Origin of the sequence: Mucilaginibacter psychrotolerans (assembly GCF_004519315.1) — a bacterium.
Taxonomy (GTDB): domain Bacteria; phylum Bacteroidota; class Bacteroidia; order Sphingobacteriales; family Sphingobacteriaceae; genus Mucilaginibacter; species Mucilaginibacter psychrotolerans.
Map to the genome: position 1 here is coordinate 55482 of NZ_SOZE01000024.1, position 21855 is coordinate 77336.

19 protein-coding genes are annotated in these 21855 nt (G+C 46.1%); 6 read left to right on the forward strand and 13 right to left on the reverse strand.

What is annotated here, in order from left to right; all coding sequences use genetic code 11:
- Positions 1-22: 22 nt before the first annotated feature.
- Positions 23-214, reverse strand: coding sequence for a hypothetical protein (locus E2R66_RS20185; protein ID WP_133233970.1), 192 nt, complete (start codon positions 212-214; stop codon positions 23-25).
- 93 nt (positions 215-307) lie between these two features.
- Here E2R66_RS20185 and E2R66_RS20190 point away from each other — a divergent pair, with 93 nt between their 5' ends.
- Positions 308-850 carry a GNAT family N-acetyltransferase gene (locus E2R66_RS20190; RefSeq protein ID WP_133233972.1) on the forward strand — a complete coding sequence of 181 codons (543 nt, stop codon included), beginning with the start codon at positions 308-310 and terminating at the stop codon, positions 848-850.
- A gap of 110 nt (positions 851-960) precedes the next feature.
- Here E2R66_RS20190 and E2R66_RS20195 read toward each other — a convergent pair whose 3' ends face one another.
- The 3 genes from E2R66_RS20195 to mgrA all read right to left on the reverse strand — a co-directional run bounded on the left by E2R66_RS20195 (position 961) and on the right by mgrA (position 5166).
- A complete protein-coding gene (locus E2R66_RS20195) occupies positions 961-1365 on the reverse strand; it encodes a VOC family protein (protein WP_133233974.1) in 405 nt (134 codons plus the stop codon).
- Positions 1366-1516: 151 nt separating this feature from the next.
- Positions 1517-3973 carry a DUF5686 and carboxypeptidase regulatory-like domain-containing protein gene (locus tag E2R66_RS20200; RefSeq protein ID WP_133233976.1) on the reverse strand — a complete coding sequence of 819 codons (2457 nt, stop codon included), beginning with the start codon at positions 3971-3973 and terminating at the stop codon, positions 1517-1519.
- 185 nt (positions 3974-4158) lie between these two features.
- On the reverse strand, positions 4159-5166 hold the full coding sequence (gene mgrA, locus E2R66_RS20205; RefSeq protein WP_133233978.1) for an L-glyceraldehyde 3-phosphate reductase: 1008 nt from the start codon (positions 5164-5166) through the stop codon (positions 4159-4161).
- A 208-nt stretch (positions 5167-5374) separates the two neighbouring features.
- Between mgrA and E2R66_RS20210 the strand changes: the two genes are divergently transcribed.
- Both E2R66_RS20210 and E2R66_RS20215 read left to right on the forward strand, forming a co-directional pair.
- Positions 5375-5896: a GNAT family N-acetyltransferase gene (locus E2R66_RS20210; protein ID WP_133233980.1), complete on the forward strand. Its 522-nt coding sequence runs from the start codon at positions 5375-5377 to the stop codon at positions 5894-5896.
- Between the two features lie 172 nt (positions 5897-6068).
- Positions 6069-8699 carry a DEAD/DEAH box helicase gene (locus E2R66_RS20215; protein WP_133233982.1) on the forward strand — a complete coding sequence of 877 codons (2631 nt, stop codon included), beginning with the start codon at positions 6069-6071 and terminating at the stop codon, positions 8697-8699.
- 227 nt (positions 8700-8926) lie between these two features.
- Here the strand turns inward: E2R66_RS20215 and E2R66_RS28435 are convergent, their stop codons facing one another.
- From E2R66_RS28435 to E2R66_RS20250, 8 genes are all read right to left on the reverse strand, one after another.
- A complete protein-coding gene (locus tag E2R66_RS28435) occupies positions 8927-9091 on the reverse strand; it encodes a hypothetical protein (RefSeq protein WP_158288458.1) in 165 nt (54 codons plus the stop codon).
- A gap of 29 nt (positions 9092-9120) precedes the next feature.
- Positions 9121-10428 (reverse strand): bifunctional folylpolyglutamate synthase/dihydrofolate synthase, encoded by a 1308-nt coding sequence (locus tag E2R66_RS20220; protein ID WP_133233984.1) that lies wholly within the window; start codon positions 10426-10428, stop codon positions 9121-9123.
- A 131-nt stretch (positions 10429-10559) separates the two neighbouring features.
- On the reverse strand, positions 10560-11375 hold the full coding sequence (locus E2R66_RS20225; RefSeq protein ID WP_133233986.1) for an energy transducer TonB: 816 nt from the start codon (positions 11373-11375) through the stop codon (positions 10560-10562).
- 147 nt (positions 11376-11522) lie between these two features.
- Positions 11523-11924, reverse strand: a complete 402-nt coding sequence (locus tag E2R66_RS20230) for an ExbD/TolR family protein (RefSeq protein ID WP_133233988.1) — start codon at positions 11922-11924, stop codon at positions 11523-11525.
- Entirely contained in the window at positions 11921-12637 is a 717-nt protein-coding gene (locus E2R66_RS20235; protein WP_133233990.1) for a MotA/TolQ/ExbB proton channel family protein, read from the reverse strand. Before E2R66_RS20235 ends, E2R66_RS20230 begins: the two co-directional genes overlap by 4 nt.
- 47 nt (positions 12638-12684) lie before the next feature.
- Positions 12685-13770 (reverse strand): HU domain-containing protein, encoded by a 1086-nt coding sequence (locus E2R66_RS20240; protein ID WP_133233992.1) that lies wholly within the window; start codon positions 13768-13770, stop codon positions 12685-12687.
- Positions 13771-13808: 38 nt separating this feature from the next.
- Positions 13809-15668, reverse strand: a complete 1860-nt coding sequence (locus E2R66_RS20245; RefSeq protein WP_133233994.1) for a hypothetical protein — start codon at positions 15666-15668, stop codon at positions 13809-13811.
- 16 nt (positions 15669-15684) lie between these two features.
- Positions 15685-18786, reverse strand: a complete 3102-nt coding sequence (locus E2R66_RS20250; RefSeq protein ID WP_133233996.1) for a tetratricopeptide repeat protein — start codon at positions 18784-18786, stop codon at positions 15685-15687.
- A 279-nt stretch (positions 18787-19065) separates the two neighbouring features.
- Here E2R66_RS20250 and E2R66_RS20255 point away from each other — a divergent pair, with 279 nt between their 5' ends.
- The 3 genes from E2R66_RS20255 to E2R66_RS20265 all read left to right on the forward strand — a co-directional run bounded on the left by E2R66_RS20255 (position 19066) and on the right by E2R66_RS20265 (position 20894).
- Positions 19066-19284: a hypothetical protein gene (locus E2R66_RS20255; protein ID WP_204985964.1), complete on the forward strand. Its 219-nt coding sequence runs from the start codon at positions 19066-19068 to the stop codon at positions 19282-19284.
- The gene (locus E2R66_RS20260; protein ID WP_133233998.1) at positions 19284-19691 is read left to right on the forward strand and encodes a putative toxin-antitoxin system toxin component, PIN family; all 408 of its coding nucleotides are present in this window, start codon (positions 19284-19286) and stop codon (positions 19689-19691) included. Before E2R66_RS20255 ends, E2R66_RS20260 begins: the two co-directional genes overlap by 1 nt.
- Before the next feature lie 69 nt (positions 19692-19760).
- On the forward strand, positions 19761-20894 hold the full coding sequence (locus tag E2R66_RS20265) for a DUF922 domain-containing protein (protein WP_133234000.1): 1134 nt from the start codon (positions 19761-19763) through the stop codon (positions 20892-20894).
- Here the strand turns inward: E2R66_RS20265 and E2R66_RS20270 are convergent.
- Entirely contained in the window at positions 20891-21256 is a 366-nt protein-coding gene (locus E2R66_RS20270) for a response regulator (protein WP_133234002.1), read from the reverse strand. The genes E2R66_RS20265 and E2R66_RS20270 overlap by 4 nt on opposite strands.
- Positions 21257-21855 lie beyond the last annotated feature (599 nt).

The following is a 21855-nucleotide window of genomic DNA, read 5'->3' on the forward strand; positions in this document are numbered from 1 at the left end:
TAGCGGTGAAAGATTTCCTGCATTAAAATTCAGCAATGTTCCGTTCCCACTCATCTCTCATCTTCTTTTGAATAACTAAAGCGTCTTCCAGGAAAGGCATAATCCCATTATATTTTTTTGCATCAAAGCCGCCCTTAGATTTTTTTTGAAAGAATTTTTTCTCTATTTTAGAGATATCTTCTTTGGTGGCACCTTCTTTCAATACTAATACCATAACAGCTTTATTGATAAATAAATTTAACTAAAATTTTGCTTTAAATCATGTCCTTGTATCTTGATGTAAATTCTCTTATATAATTTGCGGGGCATGAGATTAGCAAATTCAAACGACATTCCTACTTTACAGCGGCTGATTGCTCTCTCGGTACGTGGGTTAAGCAAAGGCTACTATACCGATGCGCAGATAGAAAGCGCCATCAAATACATTTTTGGGGTGGATAGCCAATTGCTGGTAGATGGCACCTATTATCTTACTGAAAAGGACGGGGTAATCACCGGTTGTGGCGGCTGGAGCAAACGTAACACCCTCTACGGCGGCGACCAACACAAAGCCATAGAAGACCCCTTGCTCGACCCACTGAAGGATGCCGCCCGCATCCGCGCATTCTTTGTTCACCCCGATTATGCCCGGCAGGGGATAGGCCGCCAATTAATCAATACCTGCGAAGCCGCTGCGCAAGCCAACGGATTTAATACCATGGAACTTGGCGCAACCTTGCCCGGCGTGCCGCTGTATGAGGCCCTGGGCTATACTGCTGTTGAGCGCATTGTTGCACCCTTGCCCGATGGCGAGGTGCTGGGGATTGTACGGATGAGGAAGGTTACATTAAAGTTGGGGATAACGAGATAAGATGAAACCAAAATAGTAAGCAATCCCACTCTCATTGCCGTTGACTTAAGTCAACGGCAATGAAGGTGGCGTAGCCATATAATAGCATCGAAATTATAATTGCAAAACGCTTACTCCTCACCCATCCCCACCGGCACCGAATGCAGGGCCACCCTGTTCCCTTCGCTATCGATGAATACGGCCATAAAACCGTACTCGGGCGATATTTCTGTTTTGGGTACGATGATTTTGCCGCCTGCAGCTTCAATTTTATCCAGGGTTATCTGCACATCGGGGTTGGCGTTGAGGTAAACTACCGGGCCGCTTTCAGTTGATGGTTTATAGAAATCGCCACTTTTGCAAATGGCACCGCCTACATGCTCCATCGGGTTTTCTATTGGGAACATCCGCATCTCGAAGCCAGGCATCTCCATCGGTATCATCTCAATATCGAAGATGGTTTCGTAAAACTTTTGGGCGCGGCTGATATCCTCTGCGGGGATTTCGAACCAGCTGATTGCATTTTTGAATATCATGATTTGTTTAGTTTTGGTACTATAAATTTAGCGGATAATTCCGGGATAATCCAAATGCTTTTCAGTTTGCGGTGTGCAGTAGGCAGCTTACTAGTGTATGCAGTTTTAAATTTTTAACTGTGAACTGCCTACCGCAAACTGCCAACTGGTTTTAAAAACTCAAACCAATCCGCACCGCATTATCCACCTTGCCGCCCTGGTTAAAGGCCATGCCATACATTACCCTGATGCCGGTATTAGTCTGTAAGCCGAAACCCAGTTCGGTATAATGTTTTAGGGTTGGCGTGTACAGGTAATTCACATCAATTATCTCTTGTAGTTTCAGTTTGCGTATGAGCGGTATCTTATTGGTGATGAAGCCCGAGAAGTTGTGCTCCAGGTGGCCCTCCAGGTATTTGTCGCCGGTGCTGTAGCGGTAATAATCTAACAACAGGAAGTGGTTGATGCCCGAACTGTAAAACAGTACCTGGTTGCCCGAGAAGTGCTTGTAATCGGTATAAAACAGGCTGTTGGCGTTGAAGAATTTGCCTGCACCTATATAAAAACTGGTTTTGCCATAAAAGCCTAGCGGTATATCTGTTTTGGAGATATCGGCCGATAACAGCGTATAATCCACATCTGATCCTAACACATCCTTAATGCCCTTTGTGATGTTGAAGCCGATAGTAGGGTATTTGGATGGCAAATAGCGACGGCCGTTGGGATAAGTTTCGTACTTGTTGCTGAAATCGTAGCTGGTACGCAGACTCAGCTTGAACGACTGGTTCTGCGGAAACAAAGGCGCATCCAGCGCTGGGTTCAGCGGGTTGTTAGAGGTAAACTCATTTCCCTTGGGGTGGAACAGGCTGTAATTGGCGGTGTTGGGCAGCCATTTCCGGTCGGCCCATTCTATCGTTCCGCTGGCCAGCCAGCCGCCGCTGATGCGGGTAGAGAGGCTTGCCGAGGCAAACTTTTTCTGATAAAGTTTCTGGTAGTTCTCGCGATCGAGAAGCGTATAGACTGTATTCTCAAAACGGGTAACGGGCTCGCGGGTGTTCATATCCACTACATCCGAACCTCCGGCTACGTTCAGGGTAAAAGGCCCGGCAGGCAAGGTTATGCCGCCGCTGCCGTAAAACAACTTATTGCCAAAACCGTATCCGGCCCTGCCGTAAATCGAAAGGTATTTGTTGTTCACGCTATCAATCTGTTTGGTGTACGAGCCGCCGTAATGCAGCGCGAAGCCCTGCACGGTATTATAAAACACCGAGCCTAATACCGAATTAAGGTTGTAATACTCGTGCTCATATCGGTTGCGGTGCTGGTAGCCGCTCAGCAGCAGCTTATTTAAACTTACTTTGTTGTTCTCGCGGTCCAGCGAATCCAGGTAGGGTTTCGATTCGCGCTTGGCGGCTAAAACGGCCTTGCGGGTATAATCTACCTTCTCTTCATTGGTGAGCGGTATGGGGCGTTGTTGGTCCCAAAAGGCCGAATCTTTTTTGTTTACGCCTTTGGTAATGCGCAATACCTCGGCAAACTGCTTCCTGTCCAGCTTGGGGTCTATGTCGTAATCTTTGTATATCGATATAAAATACCCGCCGATACGGAAGCCGAACAAGCCGCCAGTAAATTCGAATTTAATAGAGGCCGGCATCCAAACATTGTTGGTGACCGGTACGAATTGCTGATTTACCTTAAGCGTATCTACGAAGTTGATATTGCTTTTTTTGGTAATGGATAGGCCGAGGCTCTGCAAGCGCCAGCTATCTTCCAATATATAGATGTACCCGCTGAAGCAGGGGTCATACTCGCGGCGGGGAGTGACCTTTATCTTGTTGATGGTTTCGCCGTTCTCTATCGAGATGCCCATCCACTGGTATTTATAGTAAAACAGTGCATTATCGGCAATGGGCGATACCAGCGGGCGGTTGCTCAGGCCTTCCCACACCTGGGTGTTTTCGTAGAAATTCACCCGAAGGTCTGATGCTCGGTTAAAGCTGAATGCCTTATTACTGCCCGATACCTTGGACGAGATGAGTTCCTCGTGGATGTTATCCGGCCGCATATAGCTGAGTTTGGATTGCGACTCGGAAAGGTAGACGATCCCCGTGCGGTTGCTGTCCAGCCCCGCTTCTCGGGTGGCCTTCTGCACATCAAACATCAGGAACTTTTTTGGGGCCGCAAGCAGCTTTTGCAGGCCTTTGATATACACCTCGCAGGTATAAGCATTCACTGCATTGAGGTAGCCCTTACGCTTTTTGATGGCCTTGCGGATAATCCCATAAGCAGGATCCTCTGCGCCGGAGCGTATAGTTACCTCCTTTATCTGGTACTCCTCGTTTTTTAGGGTGATGCTGATGCTTTGGTTAGCTTTTAAATCCAGCGTGCGGCTCTCCTGTCGGTAGCCCAAGGCCCTGAACTGCAGTTCGTAAGTGCCGGTCTTCAGGTTGATGCTGTATTCGCCCTCGCTGTTGGCCGATGTGCCCTTGGTGGTATTCTTCACATAAACCGTTGCAAAGGGGATGGGCTTGCCATCATCAGCCGTTATTTTGCCGCTGAGCGTAACTTCCTGGGCGGACAATTTGAGCGTAAATAGGGTTATTAGGACGAGGAGTAGGGTTTGTTTCATCAGGCGCGGTATTGTTTTGCTAAGATGTAGCTTATCTGTTAAACTTTTTAGACGCGCTTTGTTAATTATTGTTAAAGCAAAGGGCATATTTAAGTTTTTAACTTAAATATGCCCTTTTTTGGCTATAGCGATGGGTTTAAAACCCATCGCTATAATAGCTTTCGCTAAACTGAAAACTTTACCGTTTAAGCCTGTGTTCTATAGTCACCCAGTATCACCTCTATTTTCGCCAGTTCATCTGCCGAAAATTCGATATTATCCAAAGCCTTCAACGAATCTGCCAGTTGCGCGGCTTTGCTGGCACCGATGAGTACCGAGGTTACGCGACTGTCTTTCAGCAACCAGGCCAATGCCATTTGCGCCAAAGTTTGGCCGCGTTGTAAAGCCAGTTCATTAAGTGCTTTTATTTTGCTAATCACTTCGTCGGTTACCGAACTGGTTTGCAAAAAGCCGGTTGATTTTGCGGCGCGCGAATCTTCGGGGATGCCGTGCAGGTATTTGTCGGTGAGCATACCCTGCGCCAATGGCGAAAAGGGGATGCAGCCCACGCCCTCGTTGCCCAAAACATCCAGCAGGCCTTCTTCGGCATCGCGCACAAACATGGAGTACTTAGGCTGATGGATGAGGCATGGGGTACCCAGTTGTTTCAGTATATCTATGGCTTTAGCAGCTTCTTCTGCGTTGTAGTTAGAGATACCGGCATATAATGCCTTGCCCTGGCGCACGATCAGGTCTAATGCCGACATGGTTTCTTCCAGCGGGGTGTCCGGATCCGGGCGGTGGTGGTAAAATATGTCTACATAATCCAGTCCCATGCGTTTCAGGCTTTGGTCCAGGCTGCTTACCAGGTATTTTTTGGATCCCCATTCACCGTAAGGGCCTGCCCACATATGGTAGCCTGCCTTGGTAGAGATGATCATCTCGTCGCGGTAACCGGCGAAATCTTCTTTCAATAGCTTACCGAAGTTGGTTTCGGCAGAGCCGGGGGGCGGACCGTAATTGTTGGCCAGGTCGAAATGGGTGATGCCGCTATCGAAAGCGAGGTGCAGTATCTGGCGAAAGTTCTCCATTACATCTACATGCCCGAAATTGTGCCAAAGGCCGAGAGAAATTGCGGGTAGTTTGATGCCACTATTACCGCAGCGGCGGTATTGCATTTTATCGTAACGTTGCGGTGAGGGTTGGTACGTCATGGTATTTAGTTTGTGGGGCTAAGGTAGGGGATTTTGTCAGAATCAGAATTTACAGAATGAGAGAATTTTCAGAATAACAACAATGTCAGGTCCTGCCGCCAACGTTATGGGTTTGTCAATAATTCTGTTAATTTTAAAATTCTGTAAACGGCGCAGCCTTCTTGAGCGCCGTTGCAAGCAATTAACCGAAAAATCCTGATTCAGACTTATGCAAATCTTCGCCGAAACCCCACGCCTCATCCTTCGCGAACTGCTCCCTAACGATGTAGCCGGTATGTTTGAACTTGATAGCGACCCAGAGGTGCACCGTTACCTGGGCAATAAGCCCATCAAAACCATGCAGGAAGCCGCTGATATGATTGCTTACGTAAGGCAGCAGTATGCCGATTATGGCATAGGCCGCTGGGCCGTAATAGAAAAGGCCACCGGCGACTTCACCGGCTGGGCCGGACTCAAATTCACCACCGAGGAGCGCAACGGGCACAGCAACTATTACGATGTGGGCTACCGTTTCATCAAACGTTATTGGGGCAAAGGTTACGCCACCGAAGCCGCAATAGCCTCGGTTCAGTATGGGTTTGAGGTATTAAAACTCGATGAAATATTCGGCATGGCCGATGTGGAGAATATCGCATCAAACAAAGCACTGCAAAAGGCCGGGCTAAAGTATGTGGAGGATTTTGATTATGCGGGGATAAGGCATAGCTGGTATTGTTTGCTTTCTTTATGATAACTCACCTTATGAACAACATCGCAAAAAGCTATATCAGGCCAAATTTTTAAAAAAGAATGTCACAAATTATTTAGATGTGTTTGCTTTGGTTTATTACCAATTAAGTTTGTTTTAGGTGCAAATCTTCATTAAAATTGAAGGTTGCTTACCCATTTAAAACCCACGTTAAATGATAACATCTATCAAACAACATTTAAAACAAATAATAGAATCTCCCGAGGTTAGTACTGCCGAATACCGCAGTGCCAAAATGATGTATGTCAATGGCAATTGCCAAATTTTAAGCCGCTCGGCAAATGGTTTCGATGTTTTGGTTGATGATGAAGATGGCGAGGGTCTTGAACTCCGCATCATAGCGCATGAGGACGCGCCCCTCCAATATTTAATCAATGGCAAACCTGCCGCATGGGATAGTTATGGTGTTGCCGCACTAATGCAAATTGACGAGGAACTGGAAAAAACAAATCCAAAGCCCATACCCGAAGGTAAAGCATATACCCGTGAAGGAATGGTGAAGCGGGTATTGGCCGAGCGCCGGGCCAAGGCTTTAAAGGCTAAATACACCATTGATTTTGCCGATAATATTTATGGCGAGCACGTGCTAATTACAGAGAAAGGCGTCCGCTACAAAATAACACTCCGCGATTTTAAAAACGAGACGGGATACATTGATAACCCCGACCTGAAATCAAATAAATTAGGAGTTACCAAACACCTGATGTTTGCTTTTGCCGCACTAAAAGCAGATACCCGGCTTTATAAAAAACTGAAAAAGGTTTACCCCTTTGTGGAGATTTACCTCGATCCGCTGAACAACTACCAAATTACCTGGCATTATCCGCACCAGTTGAAGCCCGCTGTAGCGCAGCTTATGGATACATATTTTAAAGGTAAAACTTATATAGAGGAACAGGCCACCGGCGATTTTCTGAATTTTATAGTAAGTGCCCGCGAATTTCCGCACATTATGGTTCGGCCGGAAGTAGACGAGAAAGTGAAGCGCCATTGGGATAAAGAAATGCTTGTACTGGCACAAAAGGAAGGCGATTTGGATTTTTCGCTGCTGAAAACAAGCCTGTTTCCATACCAGGAAGAGGGCGTAGCTTTTGCTACCTTTAAAGAAGGTGCCATTATAGCCGATGAAATGGGTTTGGGAAAAACCATACAGGCCATTGCTACTGCAGTAATGAAAAAGAAACTTTTTGGCTTTACCCGCACCCTTATTATCTGCCCGGCTTCGCTAAAGGAACAATGGAAACAGGAAATTGAAAAATTTTGTTACGAGGAAGCGGTAATTGCCGATGGCCTGCCCGAGCAACGTTTTAGCGTTTACCGTGATAGCAAGGCTTATTTCATTATTGTGAATTATGAAACCGTATTGCGCGACTGGCGGGAAATGAACCGTATGGAAACCGATTTCATCATTTTAGATGAGGCGCAAAAAATAAAAAACTTCACAACCATCACATCACAAAGCATTAAGCTGCTTGAGAAAAAGCATGCCCTGGTGATTACAGGTACGCCGATAGAAAACCGGCTGATCGATCTTTATTCCATCGTGCAATTTATAGATCCGCAGTACCTGGCTCCTTTATGGGAGTTTTCGTATCAATATTGTTATTTTGATGAAACTAAAGCTGATAAGATAACTGGATATTACAACCTGCAGCAACTGAATGAGCGCCTGAAACCCATACTACTGCGGCGGGAAAAGAGAAAGGTGATAAAGGAGTTGCCAAAAGTAACGGAGATAACCGTGCCGGTGGATATGCACCCGGAGCAGGCGATGTATCATGGCAGTTACGCAAAAGGGATAGCAACTATATTGCGAAAAAAATTTATTTCGCCGTTTGATCTGCAAAAGTTGATGCTACTGATGAGCAACATGCGCATGGTTTGCGATTCTACTTTTTTGGTAGATAAAGAATCCTATATATCGCCTAAGCTTCACGAACTGAAACATATCCTGCTTGAAAAATTAGACCTGCCAAATAACAAAAAAAAGGTAATCATTTTTTCGGAATGGGTTACCATGTTAAACCTTATAGGCAAAATGCTGCACGAGTGCGGCATCGGTTTCTCGCAGTTGAGCGGGCAGGTGGCTATTCGTAACCGGGATAAACTGGTGAAAAAATTTGAAAGCGAAGACGAATGCCAGGTGTTTCTTTCAACCGAAGCCGGTGGTGCCGGGCTAAATCTGCAAGTGGCAGATACGGTTATTAATTTTGAAGTGCCCTGGAACCCCGCAAAGAAAAACCAGCGGATAGGCCGGATAGACAGGCTTGGGCAGCTTAGCAAACACTTAACGGTTATTAACCTCATTACCAAAAACTCTATCGAAGTAAAAATTGCATCGGGCCTAACGCTTAAGCAAAACCTGTTTGATGGGGTACTGAACAATGATAATGGCATAGATGAAGTAGATTTTTCAGCATCAGGGAAGTCGCAATTTTTAAAAGAAATGGAAAGCGTGATAGAAGGCTTTGCCGCCGCGCCGACTGAAGACCTGGTGCCTGATGAAATAGAAGCGGTGCCTGAAACTATGGATGCCATTATTGCCGATGAAGGCGACCCGCAATTGCAAATTGCTGATGAAGTGACCGAAACAGCACAGCGGTTGCCGTCGGCCCAGCAGGAACAAATGGAAACCATGGCGAAAGTGATGAACCAGGGGATGGACTTTTTATCGGGTATGTTTAAAATGGCAACCGGTAAAGACCTGGGTTTTGAAGGGCGAAAAATGGAAATCGACAAGGAAACCGGCGAATTTGTAATGCGGTTTAAGGTGCCGGAATTTTAGACGTACGGCGATTGACCCTAAAGCCTTCATCTTGACAACACATTAAAGAGGCGGCCGGCGGCGGCCTTAAGAAAAGAGCAAGTATCAGGATTAGCGATTGGGGATGTGGGATTTCAGATTTGGATCTATTCTCATGCCAGCCGTCTCATAAATGGGACGGCAATGAAGATGGGTTTGGTGCAGGTAACCTGCGTAAGTCTCAGCTAACTCACCTGCATTGCCGTTTCTTATACCACCTCCACCACCACAAAAGTACTCCCGCCCACAAAAACCAAATCCTTTAACTCACCATCATTGCCGTCGGTTTCAACCGACGGCAATGATGCCGCTCCGCCTGCGAAATCTTCACATAAAAACGTACCTCGTTTATAGCTACAAAGCGGTAGCCCCAAATGGGCATGTAGTTGTCTAACGCCCTTTCTTACACCACCTCCGCCACTACAAAGGTACTTCCGCCCACAAATACCAAATCCTTATCGCCTGCGGTAGATTGCGCGGCTTCGAACGCATCTTTTACCGAAGGGTAAGCCTCGCCACGCAAACCTACGCTCCCTGCTTTTTCCTTCAGGCTTTTAGCTTCCAGCCCCCGTGGGATATCGGGCTTGCAGAAGTAATAAATAGCGTTTTTAGGCAGCATGGCTAGCACTTTGCTTATGTCTTTATCGTTCACCATGCCAATAACCATACGCAGTGTTTTATACGGAACCGCCGAGATATTCTTCAATACTTCCTCAATCCCTTCGGGGTTGTGGCCGGTATCGCAAATGGTTAACGGGGTGTTGCTGAGGACTTCCCAGCGGCCATGCAGGCCGGTGAGTGCTTTAATCTGTTTCAAGGCCTTGGCTACGTGCTCGTCGGTAATGGTAAAGCCCTGTTCGCGTAGTTCTTCTACTGCGCTGAGTACCGTTTTCAGGTTCTTGATTTGGTAAAACCCGGGCAAATCCAACTGGAGCTTAAATACAGGTTCATCCGAAAACGCGAAAGTAGGCAGTACTTGTTTTTGTATCTCTACCGTTAATAAATTCAGATCGCTACTTTGTGCTACGATATCCCAGTTTTCGGATGCGAATTCTATCGGGCTGCCTTCTTTCTTTGCCTTGTTCAAAAACACCTCCGATACTTCGGGCTGATGTTCGCCTATCACTACGGGTACGCCAGGTTTAATGATGCCCGCCTTTTCGCCGGCAATCAGCCCGAGCGTATCGCCCAGCATATTCATATGGTCCCAGCCGATGTTGGTAATTACTGAAAGTAATGGCGTAATTACATTGGTAGAATCTAGTCTGCCGCCCAGGCCGACCTCTATCACCGCTATATCAACTTGCTCTTTAGCAAAAACATCGAAAGCCAAAGCCACTGTCATTTCGAAAAACGAGGGCTGTATTTCTTCGAAATCCTTTTGATGCCAGGCCACGAAATCGACTACCGTTTGCTCGCTTATCATCTCGCCATTGATGCGGATGCGCTCGCGAAAATCTTTCAGATGCGGCGATGTATAAAGGCCCGTTTTATAACCCGCAGTTTGTAAAATAGCCGCCAACATGTGCGATGTTGAGCCCTTGCCGTTGGTGCCGCCAACGTGTACGCTCCTGAATTTGCTTTGAGGGTTATCCAGCTTAGCGCAAAGGGCAAGCGTATTGGTCAAATCCGTTTTAAAGGCCGAAGCACCAACTCTGGTGAACATCGGGAGCTGGGTGTAGAGGTAATTGAGGGTTTGTTGGTAGTTCATGGTTGATGGTTCATAGTTCATGGGCGAACCATATCCTATTACAGCAAAGGTAGTATCGGGAAATGATAATGAAAACTTGGCGGAGATATTTTACTATGAGCTATGATCCATGAACGATCCATCAACTAAACTCAATTTACTTTGAAAACAAAGGTCATAGTGCCAGGCTGCGAATCGGGCGCGGTATCTGATGAGTTGAATTTAGCATTCATCAGCGCCTCTTCGCATTTCTGCAGCAGAGCAGCATCGGTTATAGTAGTGCCGCGTGCACCTGCATTGGCGTAAACAACATACCCGTTTTTATCTACCCGTATATCTACAACTACTTTGCCGCTATGGCGTTTATCATCTACAATTTTGGGTGACGATACAAAGCTCCGCTGGGTAAGGTTAAGGTTGCCGCCATTGCCGCTGCCTGTACCATTATAATTATTGGTGAGTGTTGTGCCGGTGGTTTTACCCTGATTGCCCGGTGTGCTACCTGTTCCATCGCCTTCGCCCGTGCCGTTATTGGTTTTGCCTTTGTAAAGTGCGTTTTGGTTTACTTTGGGCGCTACTACCGGTTTAGTGGTGGGCTGAGTTGCCACCGTTTTGCTTGGCGCTTTGCTGTTGGCCACCACCTCGGGCGCATCCTCGTTGCTTTGGGTAACTACGTTTTTGTCGCTGTTATCTACCTGTGGCTTATCTTCGGTAGGGGGGGCTTCGGTTACTTTATCGGGTTTGGTTTGGTTGGCATTCTCGGCAACCGAGGGCTCTTCAATACTCATATAGTCGCTGCCCATACCTTCGTCTACCGTGCCATAATTCACTAAGATACCACCTGTTCCGTCCTCATCCTTCGGCGGGCTCTTAAACACAATAAAATAGCACAAGGCAATTACCACAGCCAGTACAACGCCTGTTGCAGCAAATGCTTTCGGATAATTATTTTCTTCCCTGTAGTCCATTTTAGTTCAGTTTGCAGTTGCCAGTGGGCAGTTTGCAGTCGTTTATCAGTTTCCTTTGCCGCTGGGCAGTTTGCAATTCAGTTTGCAGTTGCCGGTCGGCAGTTTGCAGTAAGTAGGTGTGTTAACTGCAAACTGCCCACTGGCTAACTATCCCTTCGGCTCTGTGGCCAATACCAGTTTAATATTCAGTTTTTGTGCTATATCCATTACCGCTACTACATCCTGTATGGCTACTGTGCGGTCAACGTACAATACAATCGTGAGCTCGCTGGCCATTTTTTTATAGTTGCCTATTACGGTGGGTAAATCGGCAACGGCTACTTCTTTTTTATCTACGGTGTATTTAAGGTCCTTGTCTATCGAAACGTTGATTGTTTTTTTAGATACCGATTGCCCGCTGGATGATTTTGGCAGCATCAGTTTGATTACATTGGGGTTGGTAACCGTTGATGCGATCAAAAAGAACAAAAGCAGGAAGAACATGATATCGTTCATGGCCGAGGTATGTACCTCTGCCGATGCGCCGCGTTGCCTCTTTCTTAAATTCATTTGCTTGGCTCCTCTAACAGGTCGATAAATTCGATGGCATCGGTTTCCAGCTTCAGTATCACCTTATCAACCATCATATTCAAAATATGGTAGCATACATAGGCGATGATACCCACAAACAAGCCTGCTGCCGATGTTACCATCTTCACGTATAAACCGCCGGATATTACGCCCATGCTGATGTTATCCGTTTTTGAGATATCATAAAATATCTTAATTACCCCGGCAATGGTGCCCAAAAAGCCAAACATAGGGGCAATACCTGCAACGATGCCGATGATGCCGATGTTTTTCTCCAGTTTGGATACTTCCAGCTTGCCAATATTTTCTATGGCGCCTTCGATATCTTTTATAGGGCGACCTATGCGTAACAAGCCTTTTTGCAGCATACGCCCAAGTGGCGAATTGCTGTTTTTGCAGATGGCTATGGCTGATTCCAGGTTGCCCGACATGATGCTGGCGCGAACCTGTATCATGAGGTGCGATTCGTCTTTAGATGCTTTGCGGATGGTGAAGAACCTTTCGAAGAAGATTACCAGGCCCAGTATGGCCAGGATGCCAATGGGTATCATTACCCAGCCGCCTTTTATCAGCAGGTCGCCAAAGTGCAGTTCTTCATCGGGTAGTTTGGCCAGTTGCTGGCTTGCCTGTGTGGCGGTATCTATGAGTTTCTTTGCGGTATCTGTTACTTGCTGCGCGAATAGTAAAGTCATTACTTGTCTTTTCTGGTATAAATTAAAGATTTGCTCTTTGTGTATAATTATTTTTTGGACTGGTCCACGCCCTTATGTTTAGGATCGATCAATTGACTGTAAGAATCCTCCGGTATCTTCTTCTCCGCTACGAGCTGCATTCTTCTTTCTTCGGCCATGTTTTTGTTTATAAACGTGCCTACAGAAACTTTCAGCCGTTTGCCGAACATATCAGTTACAACTTTTGCATCAATGCCTTTCGCTTTAAAGCGTCTTATGGCCTCACCAGCTTCGGCAACATCTCTAAACGACCCGGCAATTACTTCATAACGCGAAATTGCTGTAGTATCTGTTAATGGTGCTATGTTTTTTTTCAACGAATCGGATGTTGCTGGTCTTATCAGCTTTATCGAATCGGTATCGGGCTTGGTTTTACCCGTATCGCCGAGCACAATAATTTGGGGTGCTACAGTTGGGGCTTCTTTCTTTTTACCAAACTTGAAGTTGAATACTTTAGGGTTATAGCGCTGAACCATCAAAACGGCAATAGCGGCGGCAATTAGCGTAAGAATAATAATCACCCAAATATTGGTACGGCGTTTATTCCGTGCCATTTTTATCAAAAACTGTTCCTCGGTCTCATCAATCTGGTAGGGTATAGGCGCATATTGCCCATCGCCCGGTTCGGGCGTGTAGGTTTCCGGTTCGGGTTCCGGCTCATCCTTTACGGCAACGGGTTGCTTGCCTATCTTGTGGAGTTTAATGATTGGATAGCCATAAAATTCAGGAGCGGTACTGGTACCATTATTGGGCCTGAAAACCATCTGCAAATTATTGAGCGTAAACCAGCCCAAGTCTGCCAGCGCGGCATCGCCAAGGGCTGCCTGCTGTTTCAGGTTCATCACAAATTTTTCGGTAAAGTATTTAGACGAAGCCAGCGAAATCTTCTTCTTCTCGGCAATGTGTATGGCCAGCGCGTCGTCGTCATCCAAAAACTGTGGGTCGAACTGCACGCTATAGCCGGGCGGATAAAACTTACCCTCCCTATCGTTATAATAGCCGTTTACGCGGGTGTGAGCAAAATAGCCTAGCCCGGGCACGTTTACATCGCCGTGTTGCCCAAGCAGCTCGCTTATATAATACCCTACATCCATTCGCTAAAAGTACGCATAATTATAAAACTTCAAAAAACCTAAAAAGCATACCCTACGCCGCCAAACACATTAAGCCCGTAATTGGGGTAATAAAGCCAGGTTTGGTTGCTGGTGCTCAATATGTTATTTACCTGTACAAACAGCGATAGCTTTTTGTTTATCTTATAGCTTACACCGCCGCTCAAATCGGCAAATGAAGCAATTTTTGAGCTAACCGGAGCAGTGGATGAACTGCTCGATGCCAGTGCCCAGTCGGTAGTTACCCCGCGGAACAGCAAGGCACCATTGATATCAACCGCGTTGCTGATGTGTATAACCGTACCGGCTGTTAGTTTAAAAGTAGGCAGGTTCCATGGTTGGGTTTCGGTGGCGAGTTTATAATCTTTTACCTCCACGCGGCCAAACAAGTCAAAGTCTTCGGCAGCTTTAAAATCAAGTTCGCCGGTAAAACCGCTTATTTTTGCCTTGCCACCATCATATATCACCGCAAACTTGTTGCCTGTATTGGCAAAATCGTTTACGAAAAGCGGCAGATTTTTAACGTTATTGCGGAAGATAGAGGCCTTGAAGCTAAGGCCGGGTGCAAGTGTACCTTTTAAACCAACAGCAATATCCAGCTGATCTACCGAGTTTATGAGGTTGATGTTCTGGCCCAGGAAAGGGTTCACATCGGTATATTCCTGTATCGAGGCGCGGTTTACATCGCCTTTTGCTTCGGCAAACAGGCGCACATATTTAGGTACTATCTGAAACTCGAGCTTTGCCGCAGGGAAAATGAAGAACCTGTCTGACAGGCCAAACTCTTTCACAATATTGATGCCCGCATCAATTTTATAATTTTCGCCCTGGAATTTGATGTAAGGATTAGCCCTCACGATGTTGTTGTTGAGCGAATAAGCCACGTCTTTAGTGGTATTCAAGTCGAGCGAGGCGGCCAAACCGGCGTAAAACTGCTTAACCGTTTGGTTAAGGAAACCCGATAAAACCACATTGCTTTCTTTTGCGCTGTAGGCATTGCTAAACAGGTAGCCCTTAAGCTTTAAGGCGTAGGTAAAATCGTTGGGTACATCCTTATAGTTTTTGGCCAGTTCGCCTTCGGCACTTATAGTGTTGAAGGTTTGCTTCTGCGGGTCGAAGCTATAACCTACAGGTGCAACGCCCGATTGGTTATCGCCATAAAAATAAGTGCCGCGGCGTTTGTAGCCTATGCGGCCACTAAGCGTATAATCCTCGTTGATACTCTTGCCGAAAACGCCCAGCTCATCTTTTATTTCGTTTTGTTTGTATTGGTTGCCAGCCTGTGCAAAGTGCTTTAAATAGCCGCCTACCTGCAGGGCCTGGTCGCGCCCGTTAGAGAAATAACCCTCTGCATAGGTGGTCTTCAAGCTGCCTGCGCCTGCTTTAACGTAATTGTTCAGCAATACCGAATCCTGCTCTGCGGGGCGTTTCATGGCATCCAGCGCGCGAATGTTGTTATCCTGCGAAAGTTTTTTATCAATCGGACTATAGTTAAGCGGAGCCTTAAATGCAGGGGCATCTTCCAGGCCCGGGTTACGGCGTATTTTTACCGCCTCGGCCAGTACGGGTTTGTAAGCCGTGGTAACTACAATCTCTTCGGTAAGGCCGGCACCGTTTGGCGTGTTTCCGTTGGTTTGTCCGCCTTTTTTGGTGGTATCCGCAGCCGCAGTTGCCGCATCGCCAAGGCTTTTTGCCGATGTTTTTTGCTGGGTGGCTGTAGTTGGCTTAGCAGGCTTTTTGGTTGCTTTTGCCGCAGGTTTTTTTGCCGTTGTAATGGCCGGCTTTTTAGCAGCCGATTTCTTTTGCTGGGCGCTTGCCGGTACAAAGTAAAAACTCATCAACAAGGCCGCGAGCAGTATGTAGGTGTATTTGGTGTTCATTGCTTGTTCCTCTTCTTTATTCTTTGTTACCTTGTTTAGTTGTATCTACCACGGCAGGTTTATCGGGTGCCAGGTTGGTTGCGCCGGCCCGCTTAGGTAACAGTGCTGCCAGTTTTTGTTTGGCAGTAGGCAATATATCATCGTTGCCGGTGTAATTTTCTATAATACTTTGCAGGGTAGCCTTCGCCTGGAAATTATCCTTCAGGCCCACGTAGTTATCGGCCAGCAGGATATAGGTTTTGGCTATCCAGTAATCGTAGTTGGGCATTTCCTTCACCAGGTCGAAGCAGATTTTTTGCGATGTTTTGTATTTGCCGCGGTTATAATCTATCAGCGCCAGGTAGTATTTAGCCTCAGCTGCTGCTACGGTTTTGGTGTTTTTTAAGGTGTAGTTAAATTCGGTAACAGCCGATGCGGTATCCAGCTTGGCAAGATAAGCCTTGCCCGCATAGGTGCCGGTTTTAAACAGGTCTTCTTCTGCCGATTTTTCGTTATCGCGTATCAGGTTGGCATATTTCAGTACGTCATCGGGCATGTTTATCTGCGCATAGCAAAACATCAGGTTATTGATGGCGTAAGAATAATCGGCCTTGTACTCTGAGTTGGTTTCGAGCCTTTTAAGGAACACGATCGCGTCGTTATACTTCTTTTGCGCCATGTAAAGCTTGGCCATACTGATGAGGGCCTTCTCGCTGTAGGCGCTGGTCCAGTCGTTCAGGATAACGTTGTAATCTACAACGGCTTCGTCTGTCCTGTTCAGGTTTACCAAACTCTGCGCACGTATAAACCGCGATTCTTTCTCGTATATCTGTTTGGTTGGGAATTTATCGAAGTAAGCGCCCACTGCGTTTACCGTACCCAACCAGTCGCCGCGCAGGTAAAGGTTATTCGCAGCGGCGTACATAATATTCTCCTGGTCGGCAGTGGAGTAGTTGCCTATGGCGGTTGTGCCCGCGTAATTGATAAAGGTTTGTGCATCGCCCTTATCAGTGTATATTTTCTCAATCTGTTTAAGGGCAGTTTTGGCTTCGTCGCTTGAAGAGTAATCGGCCACTACTTGTTTAAACGAGGTAACGGCTTCATCGTCGCGGTTGGCGTTGTAGTCGATGAGGCCGATGGTAGTTAATGCACGCGGTATATAGCTGCTTCGCGGATACTTCTGTATCATGGCCTGCAGATCGGTTTTGGCGCGGTCGCCATCATTCTTCAAAAAGTAAGTGTAAGCAATCTCGAAGGAGGCATCGTCGGCGTAATCCGAATTGGGGAACTTGGCCAGCACATCGTTCAGTGTGCTTATTTTGCCATCCAGGTTGCCCTGCAGGCCTTGTATAATACCACGCTGGAAGAGGGCATAATCCTGCCCCTGACTTTGCTGCGCGATGATTTTGTTATAGGCACTTAATGCGCTTTCATAGCTTTTCAGCACAAAGTAGCTATCGCCCAGGCGACCAATGGCATCATTCTCGGTATTTTTATCCTTTACGTCGCCTTTCAGGAATTTTTCGAAGTACTGGGCGGCAGTACCATATTTCTCATCGCCGAAGGCTGCATAGGCCAGCGCATAATTGGCAAAGTTGTATACATCTGTTTCCTTCGCCTCAGGCATAGCCAAAAAGCGCTGGAAGTTATCTACCGCTTCGCCATACTTGCGCACCTCGTACATGGCCTCGGCCATCCAGTAGTATGTAAGCGTTTGAATTTTGGTATCTACCGGGTTTTTAAGCGAACGCAGGAATATGCCTATACCGTTTTCGAACGCACGTTCGTTGTAGAACTCTAACCCGCGGTAATAAGTAACCTTTTGGTAAGCTTCCTGAGCGCTTAACGATTTGTTTGGGATAGGCTCCAGTATCTCCACCGCCTCTTTGTAGTTGTGAGAATTGAGCAATTCCTCGCCCAGCAGGGTTTTTACATCATCTGTACGGGGACTGCGGGGATAGTTTTTAAGATACAGGCGAGTAGCTATCAGGGCTTCGTTATTGAAATCGAGTTCGTAGGATAGTTTGGCAAATTCATAAAGCGCATCTTCCTGCAGTTGCTTATCAAAATCAAGCCTGGAGGCCTGGCGGAAAGCGCTGCGGGCGCTTTGCTTGTTGTTCATCTTCAGGAAAACATCGCCCAGGGTGTAGCTGCCGCTTTGGCTGTAGTTATCGTTTTGGGCCACCAGTTTCTCTAGTTCGCTTGCCGCCTTACCGTAGTTGCCGACTTTATAGAACGCGTAGCCTATCTGGTAGCTATCTTGCGTATTTTGGGTTTTACCCTGATCGGCATCCTGAAAGCGGCTGTAATAAGCTACCGAGGTATCGAAATCGCCTTTGGCAAAGTACGATGCGCCTACAATGCGCAGCATCTCGGTTTCGTTTTGCTGTTTGGTGGTTTTAAGGATGGGCACCGCATAGCTGATCACATCATTGTAACGTTTATCTAAAAAGTAAACGGCGGTGATGTAGTACGGGTAGCTGCTTTCATATTTTTTAGAGTTCTTCAACCGCTCGAAGTTTACGAGGGCCAGGCTGTAATCTTTATTGAGGTAGGCGATGTAGGCAAAGTAGTAAACGGCATCATCGGTAAAGGGCGAGCGTTTGTTTTTTATTTCGCCAAATAGCGACTGGGCGTTCTTGTAGTCGTTCAGCATGAAGTAGGCGTAACCCTTGCGAAACTTGTACTCGGTGTTTTGCGAACCGGTAAGTTCGCCGGCCTGTACCTTGTTGAACCACACCAGCGCCTCCTCATATTTACCTTGTTTAAAATACGAGCGGCCTACCTGAAAGAAGGCCAGCTTGGTAAGCGGGTTTTCCGGATGCTCTTTTATAAAACGGAGAAACATGCTCTCGGCATCGTCGTTGCCAAGTTCCAGCGCGCAAAGGGCCTCGTAATATTGGGCGTTCTCCTTAAGCAGGGACAGCTCTGTTTCGAATTTGGATTGGGGAGCGGCTTTAAGGCGGCTTTGTTCTACCAACCGGAATTGTTCGGCAGCGGAGGCGTATTTCCCTTTGTCCAGCAAATCGGCGGCGGTGTTGTAAACCTGGTTGATCTGGTAGGAGGGGTTTTGCTGCGCCTGCGTGCTGAGGGCAAAAAATACCGGTGCAACAAGGGCGATGTATTTGAGTTTATTCATAGAGCGCAAACGAATGATGGTGCTAAAATAGCTAATCGCAAAAATGCAATCCACATTAGTAATTAACAAATGTGGACAAGCACTTTTTTTAAAACGGTGGCAAAAACCTGCTGGTATGCCTGTGGAAAACTAAAATCAGGCAGAAATGTTGGCCGGGAAGGGCTTTTGTGGGTAAATAGGGAGGGGTGTTAAAAAGTATTGGGGTAGATAAAGGGTGGCTGCTGTTAATATTGTTATTTGCGGTTATTTGCTTAAATTTGTTAGAAGGATATTGAAGACATGGCCACTACCCAAAAACAGCACACCGAACTTAACGCTATGCAAGTTAGCTTATTGAGGCTTTTTAATCGACCGATGAGCGAAGAGCAGACTTTAATTCTAAAAGACTTATTAGTTGATCATTATTCGAGGTTGTTAGACGATGAGTTAGATAAAGTCGTCGCCGAAAGAGGATATACCCAAAAAGATTTTAATGACATGCTCAATGGTGATGATTGATGATTGCCGTTATAGACACAAATTGCCTCTTAGCTTCCATCTCCCGGAAAAGTGCAGATTATTGGCTATATATTGCTTTCAGGGAAAAACGGTTTGAATGGCTTATCAGCAATGAAATACTTTCAGAATACGAGGAGAAGATAGCTCAAAAATACTCGGCAACAACCGCTGATTTGGTGCTTTCCATTTTAAGTATGGCCCCAAACGTAACTTTCGATGAGCCTTATTTTAAATGGAACCTTATCGAAGCAGATACTGATGATAACAAGTTTGCCGACCTAGCAATTGCGGGCAATGCCGATTACCTTGTTACCAATGATAAGCATTTTTCTTCCTTAAAATCTATAGATTTTCCTAAAGTTGCCGTAGTTAGCTTAGTGGAATTTAAGCGTATAGTCTTAGGTTAAGCATTGGGGCATAACGTATCACCTTTTCCCTCAAAATATCCCCTCACTTCTAGCGTTTTGTGTAACACCATGCAACGATCCAGCTTGCCTTTTTTTAAAAAACGCTTCATACAATTAGTTGCCCTTATTATTGTGGCATTTGCACCCGCATTTACAACAGGCAGCCAGCCCGATGCATATATCACCCTGCAAAACCAACGGCTCACCATTACGCCTAAGGAATTTTACATAGCCCGTATAGATGACCACCGTGCTGATAAAGCAGGGTTGGGCAGTATGCTTGCACCACCCAAAGCGGGCAAGCCAGCCGAGAGCCTTGAGGTTGATTTGCAAGGCGGTACTGCAGCTGCCATGAAAACTTTTGTAGATAACAGCTTTACACCAAATAAATCGCTAAGGGCTTTGGTCATCAAACTGAAAACCTTCAACGTAGCCGAAACTGCGTTGGCCAATGGAGCGGCTGCGGGCAAAATCAGTTATTCCATAAGCTTCGGTTACGAGCGCGACGATGATTTTATCCTGCTGGATAACTATACCGCCTCCAGCACTTACCAACGCCCCGCCGGACCACCGCAATACATTGAGGCCTTGCTCCGCAGTATTATCTCAAGCAGCTTGCTTTATATCAACAAATGGATGGATACGCAGGCGGGCGTTAACATGAAACTGGCTAGAGGTGTAAGCATCAAGTTTACCGATTATAAAGAGGTGCCTGAAGGCGATACCATTTACTATAATGTAAACCGCCCGCTTAAATGGGCCGACTTTATAGCGAAACCGCCAAGTAGCCGTTACGCTGCCGAAGTGTTTGCCAGCCTGGGGTATAACGAGGAAGTAAAATTGGTGGATGGTATCATCAAAATAAGGTTGGATTTAAAAGTGTACGTGCCCAAGAGTGCATCGTGGGTGCGGTACGATGTTACCGATAACCATAGCCTGAACCACGAACAGCGTCACTTCGATATCGTACGCCTGGCTGCCGAAAGGTTTAAGCAGGCTATATTGAAAGAAAAACTGACTACTTATAATTACGATGGCCCTATAAACGTGGCCTACCTTGATGCCCTGCGGGATATTTACGCGGTGCAGAAACAATACGACGCTGAAACAGGCCATGGCACCAATACTTACCAGCAACAGCGATGGGCCGCCCGTATAGATAAAGAATTACAGATTTTGGGGATAAAGCCGCCGAAGAGCTAAGCTGCCGTTAGCTGGCGTTTTATTTTGCTTAGTAGGTTCTTGATATCGAAAGGCTTGGCTATAAAATCGTTTGGCGCCCCTTCCTGGTTCATGTTGCCGGATATATTGTGGCTTGCAGATATAAGTATAACCGGGATGTTGTGCGTTGTGGCCTGTTTTTTTACTTCTTTGCAAAGCTCGCGCCCATCCATGCCGCCCAACATAATATCTAATAGTATCAAATCCGGTGCATGTTTCTTAATAGTGTCCATTAAATAGTGCCCGTCTGATAGGGTTTCTACCTCATAACCCGAGTCTTCCAGAATGAATTGCAGCACCTCAAGTATATCATTATCATCATCCACAGCTAATATCCGTCGCATAGTATCATACATTAAAATAGGATGCATTGTAAGCGCATCATCATCAAGCCTGTTGCACAATATCTGTACCAAATATGTTTATTGCTTTCAATCCTTACGTTTTTTAATGACATAATACGCTTTTTTGCAGTTGGCGCAGAAATATTTCTTGAATGGGATAAACGATAAGATTTTTTTTACGAACCAGCTACGATGGAGTTTATGATGGAAGTGCTTGCCACATTTTGGGCAACGGGAGTGTATAACTTTTGCAGTAGTTTCCAATATTTCGGCTAAAAATTGATTATAATTTGTAATAGTAACAATTTACTATAATCAAATCAGCTTTTTATTGAAAAAAAATTAAAATAAAGTATGCAGGAGGTTAACTACCGGTTAATAAAAGCATACTGCGTGCGATTGCATTTGTAACATTTGAATTTGCGAATTGGCAGCCAAAATAAAAAAGCTTTTACAAACCAGCTGCGGTGGGTACGGCTATCTAAGCGCGATTTGCATTTAAAACATACAGGTCCCGTTTTTTTTTGGGTGCCTACTTTTTCAGGGATGGGGATAGTCATGAGTAAATACAATTAGGGGTTATTGTATTAATTATTAAG

What these genes read in the sequence shown, in the direction of transcription:
- E2R66_RS20200 (WP_133233976.1), bottom strand. Translation starts at nt 3,973, where the DNA reads ATGAAACAAACCCTACTCCTCGTCCTAATAACCCTATTTACGCTCAAA.
- E2R66_RS20250 (WP_133233996.1), bottom strand. Translation starts at nt 18,786, where the DNA reads ATGAATAAACTCAAATACATCGCCCTTGTTGCACCGGTATTTTTTGCC.
- E2R66_RS20260 (WP_133233998.1), top strand. Translation starts at nt 19,284, where the DNA reads ATGATTGCCGTTATAGACACAAATTGCCTCTTAGCTTCCATCTCCCGG.
- E2R66_RS20190 (WP_133233972.1), top strand. Translation starts at nt 308, where the DNA reads ATGAGATTAGCAAATTCAAACGACATTCCTACTTTACAGCGGCTGATT.
- E2R66_RS20185 (WP_133233970.1), bottom strand. Translation starts at nt 214, where the DNA reads ATGGTATTAGTATTGAAAGAAGGTGCCACCAAAGAAGATATCTCTAAA.
- E2R66_RS20220 (WP_133233984.1), bottom strand. Translation starts at nt 10,428, where the DNA reads ATGAACTACCAACAAACCCTCAATTACCTCTACACCCAGCTCCCGATG.
- E2R66_RS20210 (WP_133233980.1), top strand. Translation starts at nt 5,375, where the DNA reads ATGCAAATCTTCGCCGAAACCCCACGCCTCATCCTTCGCGAACTGCTC.
- E2R66_RS20255 (WP_204985964.1), top strand. Translation starts at nt 19,066, where the DNA reads ATGGCCACTACCCAAAAACAGCACACCGAACTTAACGCTATGCAAGTT.
- E2R66_RS20240 (WP_133233992.1), bottom strand. Translation starts at nt 13,770, where the DNA reads ATGGATGTAGGGTATTATATAAGCGAGCTGCTTGGGCAACACGGCGAT.
- mgrA (WP_133233978.1), bottom strand. Translation starts at nt 5,166, where the DNA reads ATGACGTACCAACCCTCACCGCAACGTTACGATAAAATGCAATACCGC.
- E2R66_RS20270 (WP_133234002.1), bottom strand. Translation starts at nt 21,256, where the DNA reads ATGCGACGGATATTAGCTGTGGATGATGATAATGATATACTTGAGGTG.
- E2R66_RS20245 (WP_133233994.1), bottom strand. Translation starts at nt 15,668, where the DNA reads ATGAACACCAAATACACCTACATACTGCTCGCGGCCTTGTTGATGAGT.
- E2R66_RS20230 (WP_133233988.1), bottom strand. Translation starts at nt 11,924, where the DNA reads ATGAATTTAAGAAAGAGGCAACGCGGCGCATCGGCAGAGGTACATACC.
- E2R66_RS20235 (WP_133233990.1), bottom strand. Translation starts at nt 12,637, where the DNA reads ATGACTTTACTATTCGCGCAGCAAGTAACAGATACCGCAAAGAAACTC.
- E2R66_RS20225 (WP_133233986.1), bottom strand. Translation starts at nt 11,375, where the DNA reads ATGGACTACAGGGAAGAAAATAATTATCCGAAAGCATTTGCTGCAACA.
- E2R66_RS20265 (WP_133234000.1), top strand. Translation starts at nt 19,761, where the DNA reads ATGCAACGATCCAGCTTGCCTTTTTTTAAAAAACGCTTCATACAATTA.
- E2R66_RS20195 (WP_133233974.1), bottom strand. Translation starts at nt 1,365, where the DNA reads ATGATATTCAAAAATGCAATCAGCTGGTTCGAAATCCCCGCAGAGGAT.
- E2R66_RS20215 (WP_133233982.1), top strand. Translation starts at nt 6,069, where the DNA reads ATGATAACATCTATCAAACAACATTTAAAACAAATAATAGAATCTCCC.